A 15,881-nucleotide genomic window follows, 5' to 3' on the forward strand; every position below is an offset into this window, starting at 1 on the left:
GCCTCCGCTCCGCCCTCCGCGACGCGCCGCCCTCCCGGAAGCGGACCCGCACGGGCCCCGGGACGGACCCGTACGGCACCCGCGGCCGGTCCCGTACGGCATCCGCGACGGTCCCGTACGGGGCACATACGGAGCCCGTACGGGACTCGTCCGGAACCCGTACGGGACGCGGCTCGACGGTCGGCACGGCGTGGCAGGTAGCCTTTCGTACGTGCCTGCACTCTCCGATGTCATCGCCGCGCTGGACGCTCTCTGGCCCCGCGACCGCGCCGAGCAGTGGGACGCCGTCGGTACCGTCTGCGGGGATGTCGCGGATCCGGACGCCGAGGTGACCCGCGTCCTGTTCGCCGTGGATCCCGTCCAGCAGATCGCCGACGAGGCCGTCGCGCTCGGCGCCGAGCTGCTCGTGACGCACCACCCGCTGTATCTGCGCGGGACGACGACCGTCGCGTCGGACTCCTTCAAGGGCCGTGTCGTGCACACCTTGATCAAGAACGATGTCGCGCTGCACGTCGCGCACACGAACGCCGACACCGCCGACCCCGGCGTCTCCGACGCCCTCGCCGGCGCGCTCGGCCTCCGCGTCACGGCGCCGCTCGTGCCGGATCCCACGGACCCGGAGGGCCGTCGCGGCCTCGGCAGGATCTGCGAGCTCGATCAGCCGCTCCCGCTGCGGGAGTTCGCCGCGCTCGTCGCGGCGCGGCTGCCGTACACCGCGCAGGGCGTCCGAGCCGCGGGCGACCCGGACGGCATGATCCGTACGGTCGCCGTGTCCGGCGGTTCCGGCGACGGCCTGTTCGACCAGGTGCGCGCCGCGGGCGTCGACGCGTACGTCACGGCGGATCTGCGCCACCACCCCGCTTCGGAGGCGCGCGAGCACTCCCCGCTCGCGCTGGTCGACGCCGCGCACTTCGCCACCGAGTGGCCGTGGTGCGAGCAGGCGGCGGCCCAGCTCGACGCGATTTCGGACCGGAACGGCTGGGGCCTGCGCACGCATGTCTCCCGTACGATCACCGACCCGTGGACGGCGCACGCGGCATCCGCCGCCACCCACCACGGAACCCACACCGATGTCCCCGACACCATGACCACGGGAGCCCCCAACTGAACGCCGAGCCCGCCGATCAGATCCGCCTGCTCGATGTCCAGGCGCTCGACACCCGCCTGACGCAGCTGGCACACAAGCGCAGGACGCTCCCCGAGCACGAGGAGCTCCAGACGCTGGAGGGCGATCTCGCCCAGCTGCGGGACCTGCTGGTCGCCGCGCAGACCGAGGAGAGCGACACCGCTCGCGAGCAGACCAAGGCGGAGCAGGACGTCGACCAGGTGCGCCAGCGTGCCGCCCGGGACCAGCAGCGGCTGGACGCCGGCGTCGTCACGACCCCGAAGGACCTGGAGAACCTGCAGAGCGAGATCGCCTCGCTCGCCAAGCGGCAGGGCAACCTGGAGGACGTGGTCCTCGAGGTGATGGAGCGTCACGAGTCGGCCGCCGAGCGCGCCACCGAACTGGCGCAGCGCGTCGAGTCCGTGCAGGCCAAGGCGGCGGACGCGATGAGCCGCCGGGACGAGGCGCTGGCCGCCATCGACGAGCAGGCCGCCGCGGTGAAGAAGGAGCGCGAGGAGACGGTCACCGGAGTCCCGGCCGACCTGCTCAAGCTGTACGAGAAGATCCGCGAGCAGCAGGGCGGCGTCGGCGCGGCCAAGCTCTTCCAGCGGCGCTGCGAGGGCTGCCGGCTGGAGCTCAACATCACCGAGATGAACGACGTCCGCGAGGCTCCCGCGGACTCCGTGCTGCGCTGCGAGAACTGCCGCCGGATCCTCGTCCGTACGCCGGAGTCGGGCCTGTGAGCGGTACGGGAGACAGCCGTACGTTCATCGTCGAGGCGGACGGCGGCTCACGCGGCAACCCGGGCCCCGCGGGGTACGGCGCGGTCGTCCTGGACGCGGCGACGGGGGAAACCCTGCGCGAGACCGCGGAGTTCATCGGGAAGGCGACGAACAATGTCGCCGAGTACAAGGGCCTGGTGGCCGGGTTGCGCGCGGCCGGCGAGCTGGACCCGGAGGCCTCCGTGCTGGTGCGGATGGACTCCAAGCTCGTCATCGAGCAGATGTCGGGCCGCTGGAAGATCAAGCACCCGGACATGCAGCCGCTCGCCGCGGAGGCGAAGCGCGTCTTCCCGCAGGACGCCGTCACGTACGAGTGGATTCCGCGGGAGAAGAACAAGCACGCCGACCGGCTCGCCAACGAGGCGATGGACGCGGGCAAGCGCGGCGAGAAGTGGTCGCCGTCCGACTCCACGGCCGAGCTGGAGGCGTCCGCGAGCCGGCCCGCCGATGTGACGGCGGAGCCGGTCAAGCAGGCCGCGGCCGCCAAGCAGGCCGGGACCGCCGGGGAACAGGGTACGGAGCAGGCGGCCAAGCCGGCCCCGGTGCGCAACGGCTGGGGCCCGGACCTGGGCACGCCCAGCACGTTCGTGCTGCTGCGGCACGGCGAGACGGTGCTGACACCGGAGAAGCGCTTCTCCGGCAGCGGCGGCACCGACCCCGAACTGTCCGCCGTGGGCCGCCGCCAGGCCCGCGCCGTCGCCGACGCGCTCGCGGCGCGCGGCACCGTACAGGCCGTCGTCAGCTCCCCGCTGCGCCGCTGCCAGGAGACGGCGGCGACGATCGCCGAGGCGACGGGTCTCGACGTGCGGATCGAAGAGGGGCTGCGCGAGACGGACTTCGGCGCCTGGGAGGGTCTCACCTTCGGTGAGGTCCGGGAGCGCTACCCGGAGGACCTGGAGGCATGGCTGGCGTCGCCGGACGCCGAACCGACGGACGGCGGCGAGAGTTTCGCGGCCGTCGCACAGCGCGTCCAGCTGTCCCGCGACAAGCTGCTGGCCCGCTACCCCGGCAAGAAGGTCCTCCTCGTCACGCACGTGACGCCGGTCAAGACCCTGGTGCGGCTGGCGCTCGACGCGCCCCCGGAGGCGCTGTTCCGCATGGAGCTGTCCGCCGCCTCCCTGTCCGCCGTCGCCTACTACGCGGACGGCAACGCGTCGGTGCGGCTGCTGAACGACACCGGCCACCTGCGCTGACCGGCACCGGCCACCGGCGCTGACCCACGGCCCGCAAGGCTCCACGAGCCCGTGATCCAACACCCTTGGATCACGGGCTCGTTGCTGTGCGGCTGCCCGACAGGGGGCTGTGCGCTGCGGTGGAGCAAAAGCTGTGCAAAGCGTTGACCACCTACCGTCTGGTCGGTACGTTCTCCGCACTTCACCGCACGACTGCGTCACCATCCCCCACGCGTCCCCGCCGTCGCACCCACCGGAGTGTGCAGACATGGCCACCGCACCATCCGCACCGTCCCCCGCACAGGGAAACCGCCGCAGAGTCGCCACCGCCGCGGCCGCCGCCTCGGCGGTCGAGTGGTACGACTACTTCATCTTCGGCATCGCCGCGGCCCTCGTGCTCGGCGACAAGTTCTTCCCCTCGACCAACCCGGTCGCCGAAGTCCTGTCCGCCTTCGCCACGTTCGCCGTCGGCTTCCTCGCCCGCCCCCTCGGCGGCGTCATCGCCGGCCAGCTCGGCGACAAGCGGGGCCGCAAGCCGATGCTCGTCCTGGCGCTGGTCCTGATGGGCCTGTCCACGCTCGCCATCGGACTGCTCCCCTCGTACGAGAGCATCGGCATCGCCGCGCCCCTGCTGCTGGTGCTGCTGCGCGTCCTCCAGGGCCTCGCCGTGGGCGCCCAGTGGGGCGGGGCCATGCTGATGGCCACCGAGTACGCGCCGGAGGGCAAGCGCGGACTGTACGGCAGCCTCGTCCAACTCGGCGTCCCCATCGGCGTGGTGACGGCCAACGTCGCCTTCCTCCTCTCCGAGGCCCTCACCACCGACCAGTCCTTCGCGGCCTGGGGCTGGCGGATACCCTTCGCGGCCGGCGTCCTCGTACTGCTGCTCGCCTGGTACATCCACACCCGCGTGGAGGAGACCCCCGCGTTCCGCGAGGCCGAACGGAAGCTCGCGCAGCAGGAGAAGGGCGCCATCGAGCAGCGTTCGCCGCTGCGCACCATCCTGCGCAGCCACATGGGCACGGTGCTGCTCGCCGGCGGCTCGTTCGCCGTCAACACGGCGACGTTCTACATCCTCATCACGGGCGTCCTCGACTACACGACCCGCGAACTCGGCATGCAGCGCGGCTCGGTGCTGATGGTCTCCATGCTGGTGAGCATGACGCAGTTCGTGATGATCCCGCTGGCGGCGGCGCTCTCCGACCGCGTCGGCCGGCTGCCGGTCTACGCGGCGGGCGCGATCGGCCTGTTCGTCTGGGCCGTGCCGATGTTCCTGCTCATCGACAGCACCTCACTGTGGCTGCTGGGCGTCGGCACGTTCGTGTGCAGCTGCTTCCTCAGCATCATGTACGGGCCCCAAGCCGCCCTGTTCGCCGAGCTGTTCACGGCGGAGATGCGGTACACGGGCGCGTCGCTCGGCTACCAGATCAGCGCCGTACTGGGCGGCGGACTCGCCCCGTTCCTCATGGTGCTGCTGCTGGAACTGGCGGGCACGTCCCTGGCCGTCTCCGGCTACATCATGTTCCTCGCCGTGGTCGCGCTCGGCTCCATCGCCGTCCTGGCCCGGCGGGCACGGGAGCGGGAGCGCGCCGAGAGCGCGCAGCAGCCGGCCCCGGAAACGGCGTAACTCCCGGCCTCCGCGCCGCGATTCACCGCGGCGCGGAGGCGCGCGGGGCGTACGCGCCGACCGTGCGGCTGCGGTCCCGCCGAGGGATTGCGCAGTTCCCCGCGCCCCTTTCGGGGCTCGACGAGCCCGGCCGTACGGTTGCGGTTCCGCTGTGGGTTTGCGCAGTTCCCCGCGCCCCTTTCGGGGGCTCAGGCGCGCAGCGCGGCGGCTCCGGCGGCGAGGGTCTGGACGCGGTCCCAGTCCTTCGCCGCCAGCGCGTCAGCGGGAAGCATCCACGTGCCGCCCACGCAGCCGACGTTGGGCAGCGCCAGATAGCCGGCGGCCTTCGCCTCGTCGATGCCGCCCGTCGGGCAGAACCGGGCCTGCGGCAGCGGCGACGCCAGCGACTTCAGATACGGCTTCCCGCCCGCGGCCTCCGCGGGGAAGAACTTCATCTCCGTCACGCCGTTCTCCAGCAGCGCGACGACCTCCGACGTGGTGGAGACGCCCGGCAGGAACGGCACACCGGAGTCCTGCATCGAGCCCAGCAGCCGGTCCGTCCAGCCGGGGCTGACCAGGAAGCGCGAACCCGCCGCGACCGCGGTACGCACCTGCTCCGGCGTGATGACCGTGCCGGCGCCGACCACGGCCTCCGGCACCTCCTCGGCGATCGCCCGGATCGCCTCCGGCGCCTCCTTCGTCCGCAGCGTCACCTCGATCGCGGGCAGCCCGCCCGCGACGAGCGCCCGCGCGAGGGGTACGGCGTCGGCGGCGTCATGGATGACGACGACCGGGACGACAGGAGCGAGATCGAGCACAGAGGCGGACGGCGCGGCCGAGGATGCGGAGGTCATGCCACCATCCTGCCCCCACGCCACACACGCCGCAACGCCCGTTGCGCAGAGTGCAACGAGCAAACCCAGGGGCGCGGGGAACTGCGCAAACCCCAGCGGAACCGCACCCGCCCCACGCCGGCAACAGGTCACACAAGGGCGGCCGTACAAGCGGCTTGCCCGCGGAGCGCTAAAGCTCCGTGACCACCACGTCCAGCTGCCACGGCTTCCCCGCCTTCGCCGGCGCGGCCTCCTCCACCGTGTGACCGAGCCCGCGCAGCTCCTCCGCCAGCGCCGCGGGCGACGCCGGTTCGGCCCCCGCCTCCAGCAGCGCCCGTACGATCCGCCCCTTCGTCGCCTTGTTGAAGTGGCTGACGACCGACCGCTTTTCGACCCCGTCCACCGTCTTCGACTGCAGCACCCGCACCGTCGCGGTGCGCTCCGCGAGCTCGCCCTTCGGCTTCCACATGTTCGCGTACGCCGTCGACCGCAGGTCCAGCACGAGTCCCTTCCCGGCCCGGGCCGGCAGCACCTCCTCCAGCGGCCCCCGCCAGTACGCCCCCAGCCCGCCGATCCCCGGCAGCTTCACCCCGCCCGAGCACCGGTACGACGGGATCCGGTCCGCCGTACCCACCACACCCCACAGGCCGGAGAACACCAGCAGTTGCCGCGCCGCCCGCTTCTTCGCCGCCGCGCTCAGCGTCGACAGCCCCAGCGCGTCGTACAGCACGCCGGTGTAGATCTCACCGGCGGGCCGCGCCGGCGCCTCCCGCAGTGCCGCGTTCTTCGCGACCTCGCCGCGCAGCCCCTCGCTCAGCCCGAGCACCTCGCGCGCCTTCTCCTCGTCGCCCGAGCACAGCGACACCAGTTCGCCCAGCACCGCCTCGCGGGCCGGCGCCAGTTCGGGCAGCGACAGCTTCTCCAGGTCGAGCGGGGCTCCCTTGTTCCCCTCGGCCTTCCCCTCGGACGGCGGCAACAGCACGAGCACGGTCGGTCTCCTTCGTACGTACGGATCGGCGCACCGCCCAGCAGCGTATGCGTTCACCCGCGCACACAGAGACCGGGCCGGTCCGCGTCATGCGCGGACCGGCCCGGCCGGGTGAACCCTCAGTGCGACAGGTCAGTCGCCGTCGCCGCCGCCGAAGAGACCTTCGTCGTCGTCATCGTCGGAGAACTTGCCCGCCTCCGAGTCGGTGGCGTTCGTGGCGCCGACGTTGTTGTGGGCGTCCACGCCGGTCTCGTCGCTGACGGAGAGACCCTGGTGCTGGGTGGCGTTGCTGAACGTCTCCTGGTCGATGAACTCGCCGCTGCCGTCTGCCTGGGCGGTGGCGGCCCCCGCGAGGCCGAGGCCCACGATGGCGGCGCTGACAAAGGCGGTGCGGATGGTCTTACGCATGGGGAATTCCTCCCGGGTCGAATGCATGTAAGACCAACCGTGACCATGCGACACGCCGGTCGCCACGCGGAATGCTCCATTCGGTAATTGCCCCCTCACGCAGCGGAACGAGCGTGCGGGGGCGGTCGGTTGCTGTCGCGCTCTCCGCACGCACAGAGGACGGGCCGGTTCGCACTGTGCGAACCGGCCCGTCCATGCGGGGCGTTGGGGCCGTGGATCAGCCGAGGTCCCCGTCGTTGTCCCAGTGGGAGGCGCCCGAACCGTCGTCGGTCGCGCTGCCGCCGCCGTTGCTCCAGGTGGTGGTCAGACCGTAGGGGGTGATGGAGCCCGAACCCTGGGTGCCCCAGGACTGGCTGGTGGAGTCGTTGTCGTAGGCGTGGTGGTCGTCGGCCTGCGCGGCGGCAGCTCCCGAGAGACCGAACCCGACTATGGCGGCAGTGACGAAAGCGGAGCGGATGGACTTACGCATGGGGAATTCCTCCCGGGTCGGCTGCGTGTCAGATTCACGGTCGCCATCCGGAACGTGGCCTGCCATCCCGGGTGCTCCATTCGGTGACCAGCCGTCACACGCAGCGAGCGGGCCGGTCCGCGGCATACGCGAACCGGCCCGCTCGGGACCACGAAGACTCTGGGTCAGCCCAGGTCGCCGTCGTTGTCCCAGTGGGAAGCGCCCGCGCCGTCGTCGGTGGCGCTGCCGCCGCCGTTGCTCCACCCCGTACCCAGGCCGTAGGGGCTGATGCCGGCGCCGCCCTGGGTGCCGTAGGTCATGCTGGTGGAGTCGTTGTCGTAGGCGTGGTGGTCGTCGGCCTGCGCGGCGGCAGCTCCCGAGAGACCGAGCCCCACGATGGCGGCGCTGACAAAAGCGGTACGCATGGTCTTACGCATGGGAAATCCTCCCAAGTCGATGACTCTTACGTTCGCTGTGTTCCACGCGACGCACCGTGTTTCGCACGAATTGATCCGCATGGTTCACACGTTCCCCTCTATCGGGCGCAGCGGACCACTCAACGGCCCGCCCCGCCGTGCGCAGTTCACATGCCGCACGTAGAGGGGGCGCCGGAGCCGGCCGTCGGGACCCGTCCGGAACTTCGGCCGGCGCGGTCCGGGCCGCCGCCGGTTCCGGGGCGCGCACACGGCAGGGGCCCGGCACGGATGCGTGCCGGGCCCCTTGCGCGAGGTCAGGAGGGCTACTGCTGGGCCGGGGTGGTCGAGTTGGTCGAGTTGACCTCGCACTGCCAGTTCGCGTCCTCGTTCCAGCTCTTGTGCGGGAAGACGTTCTCGAACTGCTTGGGGAAGGCGTCCAGTTGCTCAGTGGTCTGCGGCGGGGTGGCGGGCAGCGACAGGCTGTCCTTGAGCGGGCCGACGATTCCGGCGGGAATCTTGCCGGCGGACTGCGTCAGCTGTTCGACCAGCTTCTGGCATTCGGCCTGCGACAGGTCCGATTCCTTCGTCTCCTTCGACGTGGCCGAATCCGTCGGATTCTCCGGCGGTTTGACGGTGCAGGCCGTCTTCACCGTCTCGCTGATCTGAGAGATCATCGGCAGCAGAGTCGACAGCTGCTTCAGCTGTTCCAGGGCCTTGTCGCATTCGGCGTTCCGCTGCGAATCCTGCTGCGACCATGCCGATGAGGGGTCGACGGCGTCCACGCCGGGGGCGTCGTGCGGGGCTGCCTGGGCGATGCCCGCGCCGGCCAGCCCGAGTGAGGCCGCGGCAGCCACGCCGGTGAGTGCGAGGGTGAAGCGATGGGGAGTCATCCCGAATCTGCCCTTCCTTGGGTCGGTGGTCGTGATCAGCGTCACCCGCCGCCGACTGTCCGGCATGTGGTCACAGCAGACGGGCGACCCCCACACGGCGCACACCCCGGAGCGCTCCCGGCGCGGGGCGAGGGCCGGTATGTGACGGGGCGTCGGCCTGCGGAAACGCCAACGCCCCCTGGTCCGCGCCGAGTCGGGCCAGGGGGCGTCGGGCGGGCTCGGGGCCGGCGCTGTGCCCGCGTCAGCCGCCGGTGCAGGTGGTGCCCGTCGCGGGGTTGCCGGCCCCGGCCACGTTGACGCTGTTGTTGCAGTAGTTGACCGGCGCGTGCACCGGGGCCTGGACGTGATTGCCCGAACCGGGACCGGACGAGCCGGTGGCCTGGCCCTCGGCGCCGCTGTCCGCGCCGGCGGCTCCGGCCGCTCCGAGGACGGCCGCCGCGGCGCAGGCCACGGCGGCGAGGGAAGTACGGATACGCATGGGGTCGCTCCTTCGGGGTGGAGTCGGAACCCTCCACAGGTTCTCGGCCCGCCCCCCGCGAAAACGCGCATACCCCGATGAGCCGAGCCCTCCACGCGTCCGGCCACCCCCGGGATGCGCAGCACCGCGGCATGCGCTCGCCGTGTGCCACGACGGAGGGGCGGCTGACGTATCACTCCGAGACCAAGTTCGTGCCGCAGCCGAACGCCGAGTACAAGTACGAGCTGTACATCCGGGGGGCACGCGTGGCGTGGGAAGAGTGGGAGCAGGCGAAGTCGGCCGCTCAAGAACGAGGCCCAGCGATGCAGCTGAACAGCGCATCGTCTCCGGGCGGCGTGCCGCGCCCCGACGCGTCGATGGCGCACTCCGCCAAGGAGAAGAGGCGCGCGGCCTCCTATCTGGAGAAGACGCTGCGGCCGGACGTGGGTGCAGCAGGCAAGAAGGCGGAGCCGGTCAGCGATGACATCACCGGCAGCAAGAACAGGACCGGCGAGGGGCCGGGAGCGCTGAGCGGCCTGGAGACCCAGGCGGGCGTGAGCCGCTGCGTCGACCGGTGGGACAAGCAGCTGAAGAACCTGCTCGGCCGGCTGAGCAAGGAGCAGGGCGCGCTGCTGAGCGCCAACACGCTCTACCAGTCCAACGACGGGGCTATCGGCGACCGCTTCAAGAGCAAGCTGTCGGACCACTAGAGGAGCGAACTGTGGCGCTGACCTACCACGATCTCCTGCGCGCCGACCTGTCCTCCCTCACCGAAGCCTCCGCACAGTGGAAAGCCATGGGGGAACGCTTCGACGCGCTGCGCCAGAACTACATCGACCACGTCAAAGGGGCGCTGGGAACGGGGAATTGGCTCGGCCAGGGTGCTGACGCCTACCGGGACACTTCGAACGCCACCTTGCACGAGTTCACCGGGGCCCGGAACCAGGCCAGGGCCGTCGGTAAGCTCCTGGGTGACGCCCACAGTTCACTGAGCGCGTGGAAGCGCAAGGTGAAGGCGGCCCGTGATGAGGCCATCGACGCCAAGATGAAAGTCGACGAGGACGGGCACTGCACCTACGACTTCAGCAAGTTCACCGAGGATGAGGCCCAGGCGATCACCCACGATCCGCACTCGCGGCGTAAGACGGAGCGGGCGTGGACGCAGCACATCGCGCACGTAGTCGAGAAAGCCCCACAGTCCGATCACGAAATCAAGCTGGCTCTCGAGGCCGCAGCGACCGACGCCGACGCCAAGGGTGACCTGTCCGGTTTCAACAGCGGGGCCGTCGACAGTTTGAAAGATTTTCACGCCCAGCGTGAGGCTGAGGCCGCGAGGAAAAAGGAAAAGGAAAACAGCGGATTCAAGCTCTCTTCCTCGACGGTGAGAGGGGTTGTCCACGGCCTGAAGGAAGCCATGATCGGAGGTGGCACTCCCGGTCAGAACCTCCTGAAGGGCCTCGTGGAAGGAGCAGCTGAATCCAAGGGGTTCAACAAGACCCAAGGACTCTGTATCAATGGGTCGATTGGGGCGGTCGGAGGCGTGGGCGGGGAGGCCTGCATTGTAGCGACGCAAAAGCCCGACGGCGGTAAACAACTGGCGTGGACTCGCTCAACTACCGTGAGCAACAGCGGTTTGAATTTTGGCGCCGGATTCGGCGTCGGGACAATGAAGAGCAACGCCGATGACTGGGAGCAGCTCAAAGGGACATCCTGGGACAAGGGTGGGTCGATTCATGCAGGCCCCTACGGCATCTTCGGGAACCACTCCACGGCGATCAATACGACCAACTCGAAGGGCGAGCCTGTGCAGAACTTCACTGCAGGCATCGGACCGGGTCTGCAGACCGAAGCATCCACCGGGTTCAGCGTGGTAAACGACAACAGGTACAGCTCAGGTCTTCTTTACGTGCAAAAGTAGGCCGGCGTCACAATGGCGCAAAAAGCAATCAAAATAGTACTTTCGGTAATGAGGTCACCGTGTCGGATGTAGTTCTAGGCGGGGCATTCCTGGTCTTGGGTACGCTGCTTGCCTTCAACTTTCAAGGATTTGCCGAGTCGACGTTCAGAGTGCTTTCCAGGGTGACTCCGACCCTCAACACGGCCACGCACAAGTCGCTACGGGTGATGGGTGCGGGCTGGATGCTGCTGGGTGCCATTTTTCTGCTGCCTCGATTTATTTACCTCTTTAAGTGACAAGAGATACTCTCCTCGGTGTACGCCGTTTATTCCGGTTCGGAGAGATGAGACTGCGCTGAGGCGGGCGCGGCCGGGCAGTTCGGGGCAGCGGCCGGAAGACTGGGAAAGGTGTTCCGGGCTTGGCCGGCGCCTCGGGGTGAGGGCGCCCCGAGGGGCGGCGGACGAGTCGGCCTGTACGCCGGGTTCTGTCTCCCTGGAGCCTTGCGGCGCCGGGGGAGGCGGCCATCCATCTGGGGCCGGTGTTGCCACCGGCCTCGTGCGGTCCACCCGCGGACTCGGGCGGGCAGCCCTCGGTCATCCGCGCAGGGCCGTCGTACGACGGCCCCTTTTGACCTTGCTCCGGATGGGGTTTACCGAGCCGCCCAGGTCACCCTGGGCGCTGGTGGTCTCTTACACCACCGTTTCACCCTTACCGGGAGCCGCGAACGGCCCCGGCGGTCTGTTTTCTGTGGCACTGTCCCGCGGGTCACCCCGGGTGGGTGTTACCCACCATCCAGCCCTGTGGAGCCCGGACGTTCCTCGGCGGGTGCCGCAAGTGCACCCGACGCGGCCGCCCGGCCGGCTCGTCCGCCGTGCGGACCATCGTACTCGCGGGAAGGGGGAGGTCAGGCACGGCCCTGATGCAGCGTTGCGGGGGTGAGCGCGGACGGGGTGCGGTGGCCGGTGAGGGCCAGGGTGAGATCGAGGTCGGCGAGGAAGCTGCGCAGCACGTGCCGTACGCCGGCCTCGCCGCCGTGGCCCAGTCCGTACGCGTACGGGCGGCCGAGGAGGACCGCCTCGGCGCCGAGCGCGAGGGCCTTCAGCGCGTCGGCGCCCGTACGGATGCCGGAGTCGAAGAGGACGGCGAGGCGGTCGCCGACGGCCTCCGCGACGGCGGGCAGCGCGTCCAACGAGGCGACGGCGCCGTCGACTTGGCGGCCGCCGTGGTTGGAGACGACGATCCCGTCCATGCCCGCGTCGGCGGCGCGGCGGGCGTCGTCCGGGTGCTGGATGCCCTTGAGGACGATGGGGCCGTCCCAGTGCGTACGGAGGAAGTCCAGCCGGGACCACGGCTTGTCGGTGCCGGTGAACATCGGGACCCAGCGCAGCACGGCCGACTCCAGGTCCTCCTCCGGCGGCTTCGCCAGGCCGGCGCGGAAGGCCGGGTCGGAGAAGGGGATGGCGGTGCCGACGCCGCGGAGGAAGGGGAGGTACGCGGTGTCGAGGTCGCGGGGGCGCCAGGCCAGGGTCCAGGTGTCGAGGGTGACGACGAGGGTGGTGAAGCCGGCGCGGCGGGCGCGGTCGAGGATGCTGACGCAGACCTCGTCGTCGTTCGGCCAGTACAGCTGGAACCAGCGGGGCGCGTCCGGGCCCGCGGCCTCCGCGACGTCTTCGAGGGTGTACGAGGAGGCGGTCGACAGGACCGTCGGCACGCCGAGGGAGGCGGCGGCGCGGGCCGTCGCCAGTTCGCCGTCCTCGTGCAGGATCGACTGGACGCCGACGGGGGCGAGGAGCACCGGGGCCGGCATGCGGGTGCCGAGCACGGTCGTGCCGAGGTCGCGGTCGGTGGCGTCGCTCATCATGCGGGGTACGAGGCGGTGCCCGTCGAACGCGGCGCGGTTGGCGCGGTCGGTGGCGCCGGAGCCGGCCGCGCCGGCGACGTACCCGAACGCGCCGGCGTCGAGGTGCCGTTCGGCGGACGCCTCCAGCGCGGTGAGGTCCGTGGTGAACGGCGGCGTCTGCCCGCCGAGGCCGTTCAGGTAGATCTCCGCCTGATAGTCCCCGAACCGTGTGTCGCCCATCGCGGATGTGGCCCCTTTCGTACCCCGGCGTGTCCCGGCCCGTCCCGGTCCGGTGATCGGGAACGAGTCTGCCCCGCCGGCGGTCGTGAGGCTACCGGCGGGACCGGGGAACCGCTCAACGAGCCCCGTACCGGCAGCACTTGTCCCCGCGCCCGGGGCGCCGGAGGGGTCAGCCTCGGCCGATGTAGGGCATGGTCGTGGCCATGACCGTGGCGAACTGGATGTTGGCCTCCGGGGGGAGGTCGGCCATGTGGAGGACCGTGCGGGCGACGTCGTCGGCGGACATGACCGGTTCCGGCATGGTCGTGCCGTTCGGCTGGAGGATGCCGGAGCGCATGCGGTCCGTCATGTCCGTGGCGGCGTTGCCGACGTCGATCTGGCCGCAGGCGATGCCGTACGGGCGGCCGTCCAGGGAGAGGGACTTGGTGAGCCCCGTCATGGCGTGCTTGGTGGCCGTGTAGGCGGTGTTGTGCGGGCGTGGGGCGTGGGCCGAGATCGAGCCGTTGTTGATGATCCGGCCGCCCTGCGGGTCCTGCTCCTTCATGAGCCGGAACGCCTGCTGGGCGCAGAGGAACGCGCCGTTCAGATTGACGTCGACGACGCCGCGCCAGTCCTCGTACGACAGGTCCTCGACGGGCACGGAACGGCCGAAGCTGCCCGCGTTGTTGAACAGCAGGTCCAGCCGGCCGTGCCGCTCGCGGACGGTGCCGAACAGTGCGTCGACGTCCTCCTGGCGGGTCACGTCCGCGGGGACGACGTCCCGCGCGTCCGCGTCCCGGAGGCCGGCGAGCGCGGCCGTCTCCCGCAGCGGCTCCGCGCGGCGGCCGGCGAGGACCACGGTCCAGCCGGCGCCGGCCAGCGCCACCGTCACGGCGCGGCCGATACCCGAACCGGCGCCCGTCACAAGGGCGGTGCGGCGGGATGACCCGCCGTTCAACACTGCGTCGGCTTCTGTCGTCATGGCCGCAGATTACGTGATGCCTTTCTGCAGGCTGCCCGCCATCCGATGGTCATTCGCGTGACGGGTACGTGCCAACGCGTCGCCGTCCGCGGCCACTGCACTTGCCTGTATGACGCAGCGAACCAGTGCGGACAGCGAACTCAGAGCAGCCGCGCGGCACTTGGGCAGACGCCGCTTTCTGACCGTTTCGGGGGCGGCCATAGCACTCGCCCTCGGCACGAACCTTCCCAATACGGCCCATGCTGTGCCAACACTCGAACCTATGAGCATCGGAAAAGACCCCTTCAGACTGGGTGTCGCCTCCGGGGACCCACTGCCCGACTCCGTCGTGCTGTGGACCCGCCTCGCACCCGAGCCGTACGAGCCCGACAGCGGGCTGCCCGCCGAACCCGTGACTGTGCGCTGGGAGATCGCACGCGACAAAGGGTTCAAGCAGGTCGTGAAGAGCGGTGACGCCACCGCTCACCCGGAGTTCCACCACGCGGTGCACGTCGTGCCCGAGGGGCTGGAGCCGCAGACCACGTACTACTACCGCTTCAAGGTCGGGGAGGAGTGGACCAGCCCGACGGGCCGCACCCGCACCGCCCCCTCGGCGACGGCCGACCTCGCGTCGGCGCGCTTCATCGTCGCCGCCTGCCAGGCGTACCACCAGGGCTACTACACGGCCTACAAGCACATCGCGGCCGAGGAGAACATCGACGCGGTCCTGCATCTCGGCGACTACATGTACGAGTACGCCGTGAACGCGCAGGGCGGCGACCGCAGGGACCCGGATCTCCAGCTGCCGGCCCGCTTCAACAAGGAGACGGTGACGCTGGAGGACTACCGGCTGCGGTACTCCCTCTTCCATCTCGACACGGATCTGCAGGCGGCGCACCACGCGCACCCGTTCATCGTCACCTGGGACGACCACGAGATCCAGAACAACTACGCCGGCGACGTCGCGGAGGACGGCACCACCGGCGAGGAGTTCCTGGTCCGCAAGGCCGCGGCGTACCGCGCGTTCTACGAGAACCTGCCGCTGCGTCCTCCGCAGCAGCCGCAGGGGCACGAGCTCGCGCTGTACCGGCGCTTCCAGTGGGGCTCCCTCGCGCAGTTCGACGTGCTCGACGGCCGCCAGTACCGCAGCGACCAAGTGCCCGGCGACGGCTGGCTGGTGCCCACGGACGCGACGGCCGATCCGGGGCGCACGATGCTCGGGACCACACAGGAGAAGTGGTTCGCGGCCGGGCTGAAGGAGTCGTCCGCGCTGTGGAACGTCGTCCCGCAGCAGACGATCCTCGCCCGCCGGCACATGCAGCTGAAGGGCCCGTTCAAGATGTCCATGGACGCCTGGGACGGCTACCCGGCCGCGCGCGACCGCTTCATGGCCGCGGTGAAGGCCGGAGGAGTCGACAACCTCGTCGTGCTCACGGGTGATGTGCACGTGCAGTACGCCATCGACCTGAAGGAGGACTACGACAACCCGGACTCGGCCACGACGGGCGTCGAGGTCGTCGTGACGTCGATCTCCAGCAACGGGAACGGGAAGCCGCACCCGGACGACTGGGACGTCTTCATGAAGGCCAACCCGCATCTGAAGTTCTACAACGGGCAGCGCGGATACATCCGGCTGACCCTGGACCGGAAGCAGTTGCGGGCCGACTACATGACTGTGGCCAACGTCACAACTCCGGGCGGCGGCGTCGCGACCACTGCTTCCTATGTTTCGAAGGCGGGCTCACCTGGGCTCAAACCCGCCTGAGGGCAGGGGAGTTGAGCTCGGATCGTTGCTCCGGGCAAATGGCTGGGCCGGGGAAGGAAACCCTGGGAGAATGTGTCTGCGATTAACAATCTCCTGG

17 protein-coding genes and 1 other RNA gene are annotated in these 15,881 nt (G+C 70.2%); 8 read left to right on the forward strand and 10 right to left on the reverse strand.

Annotation, left to right across the window (positions count from 1 at the left end; genetic code table 11):
• Positions 1-211: 211 nt before the first annotated feature.
• The 4 genes from AC3AGO_RS24110 (at position 212) to AC3AGO_RS24125 (ending at position 4,683) form a co-directional block, all read left to right on the forward strand.
• Positions 212-1,108, forward strand: a complete 897-nt coding sequence (locus AC3AGO_RS24110; protein ID WP_487822320.1) for a Nif3-like dinuclear metal center hexameric protein — start codon at positions 212-214, stop codon at positions 1,106-1,108.
• Positions 1,105-1,848 carry a zinc ribbon domain-containing protein gene (locus AC3AGO_RS24115; protein WP_487824785.1) on the forward strand — a complete coding sequence of 248 codons (744 nt, stop codon included), beginning with the start codon at positions 1,105-1,107 and terminating at the stop codon, positions 1,846-1,848. Before AC3AGO_RS24110 ends, AC3AGO_RS24115 begins: the two co-directional genes overlap by 4 nt.
• On the forward strand, positions 1,845-3,080 hold the full coding sequence (locus tag AC3AGO_RS24120; RefSeq protein WP_487822321.1) for a bifunctional RNase H/acid phosphatase: 1,236 nt from the start codon (positions 1,845-1,847) through the stop codon (positions 3,078-3,080). The genes AC3AGO_RS24115 and AC3AGO_RS24120 overlap by 4 nt, the downstream gene beginning before the upstream one ends.
• 247 nt (positions 3,081-3,327) lie before the next feature.
• Positions 3,328-4,683, forward strand: a complete 1,356-nt coding sequence (locus AC3AGO_RS24125; protein ID WP_487822322.1) for an MFS transporter — start codon at positions 3,328-3,330, stop codon at positions 4,681-4,683.
• 188 nt (positions 4,684-4,871) lie between these two features.
• Here the strand turns inward: AC3AGO_RS24125 and eda are convergent, their stop codons facing one another.
• From eda to AC3AGO_RS24160, 7 genes are all read right to left on the reverse strand, one after another.
• Positions 4,872-5,516: a bifunctional 4-hydroxy-2-oxoglutarate aldolase/2-dehydro-3-deoxy-phosphogluconate aldolase gene (gene eda, locus AC3AGO_RS24130; protein ID WP_487822323.1), complete on the reverse strand. Its 645-nt coding sequence runs from the start codon at positions 5,514-5,516 to the stop codon at positions 4,872-4,874.
• Positions 5,517-5,685: 169 nt separating this feature from the next.
• Positions 5,686-6,483 (reverse strand): peroxide stress protein YaaA, encoded by a 798-nt coding sequence (gene yaaA, locus AC3AGO_RS24135; protein WP_487822324.1) that lies wholly within the window; start codon positions 6,481-6,483, stop codon positions 5,686-5,688.
• Positions 6,484-6,615: 132 nt separating this feature from the next.
• A complete protein-coding gene (locus AC3AGO_RS24140) occupies positions 6,616-6,891 on the reverse strand; it encodes a hypothetical protein (protein ID WP_487822325.1) in 276 nt (91 codons plus the stop codon).
• A 217-nt stretch (positions 6,892-7,108) separates the two neighbouring features.
• Complete coding sequence (locus tag AC3AGO_RS24145) at positions 7,109-7,360, reverse strand: hypothetical protein (RefSeq protein WP_487822326.1); 252 nt, start codon at positions 7,358-7,360, stop codon at positions 7,109-7,111.
• Between the two features lie 164 nt (positions 7,361-7,524).
• Positions 7,525-7,776: a hypothetical protein gene (locus AC3AGO_RS24150; protein WP_487822327.1), complete on the reverse strand. Its 252-nt coding sequence runs from the start codon at positions 7,774-7,776 to the stop codon at positions 7,525-7,527.
• Between the two features lie 302 nt (positions 7,777-8,078).
• Positions 8,079-8,645, reverse strand: coding sequence for a hypothetical protein (locus AC3AGO_RS24155; protein ID WP_487822328.1), 567 nt, complete (start codon positions 8,643-8,645; stop codon positions 8,079-8,081).
• A 241-nt stretch (positions 8,646-8,886) separates the two neighbouring features.
• Positions 8,887-9,123 (reverse strand): chaplin, encoded by a 237-nt coding sequence (locus AC3AGO_RS24160; protein ID WP_487822329.1) that lies wholly within the window; start codon positions 9,121-9,123, stop codon positions 8,887-8,889.
• Between the two features lie 131 nt (positions 9,124-9,254).
• On the opposite strand from AC3AGO_RS24160, the gene AC3AGO_RS24165 reads away from it, so the two are divergent.
• The 3 genes from AC3AGO_RS24165 to AC3AGO_RS24175 are packed head-to-tail and all read left to right on the forward strand — an operon-like array spanning position 9,255 to position 11,295.
• Complete coding sequence (locus AC3AGO_RS24165) at positions 9,255-9,812, forward strand: hypothetical protein (protein ID WP_487822330.1); 558 nt, start codon at positions 9,255-9,257, stop codon at positions 9,810-9,812.
• An 11-nt stretch (positions 9,813-9,823) separates the two neighbouring features.
• The gene (locus tag AC3AGO_RS24170) at positions 9,824-11,020 is read left to right on the forward strand and encodes a hypothetical protein (RefSeq protein ID WP_487822331.1); all 1,197 of its coding nucleotides are present in this window, start codon (positions 9,824-9,826) and stop codon (positions 11,018-11,020) included.
• 59 nt (positions 11,021-11,079) lie between these two features.
• On the forward strand, positions 11,080-11,295 hold the full coding sequence (locus tag AC3AGO_RS24175; RefSeq protein WP_487822332.1) for a hypothetical protein: 216 nt from the start codon (positions 11,080-11,082) through the stop codon (positions 11,293-11,295).
• A 161-nt stretch (positions 11,296-11,456) separates the two neighbouring features.
• Here AC3AGO_RS24175 and rnpB read toward each other — a convergent pair.
• The 3 genes from rnpB to AC3AGO_RS24190 form a co-directional block, all read right to left on the reverse strand.
• Positions 11,457-11,864, reverse strand: an RNA gene (gene rnpB / locus AC3AGO_RS24180) — RNase P RNA component class A.
• A 39-nt stretch (positions 11,865-11,903) separates the two neighbouring features.
• Complete coding sequence (locus AC3AGO_RS24185; RefSeq protein ID WP_487822333.1) at positions 11,904-13,079, reverse strand: lactate 2-monooxygenase; 1,176 nt, start codon at positions 13,077-13,079, stop codon at positions 11,904-11,906.
• Positions 13,080-13,248: 169 nt separating this feature from the next.
• A complete protein-coding gene (locus tag AC3AGO_RS24190; RefSeq protein WP_487822334.1) occupies positions 13,249-14,040 on the reverse strand; it encodes an SDR family oxidoreductase in 792 nt (263 codons plus the stop codon).
• Positions 14,041-14,149: 109 nt separating this feature from the next.
• Here AC3AGO_RS24190 and AC3AGO_RS24195 point away from each other — a divergent pair, with 109 nt between their 5' ends.
• Complete coding sequence (locus tag AC3AGO_RS24195; protein WP_487822335.1) at positions 14,150-15,784, forward strand: alkaline phosphatase D family protein; 1,635 nt, start codon at positions 14,150-14,152, stop codon at positions 15,782-15,784.
• Positions 15,785-15,881: the final 97 nt, after the last annotated feature.

The organism is Streptomyces sp. BL1, from assembly GCF_057628045.1.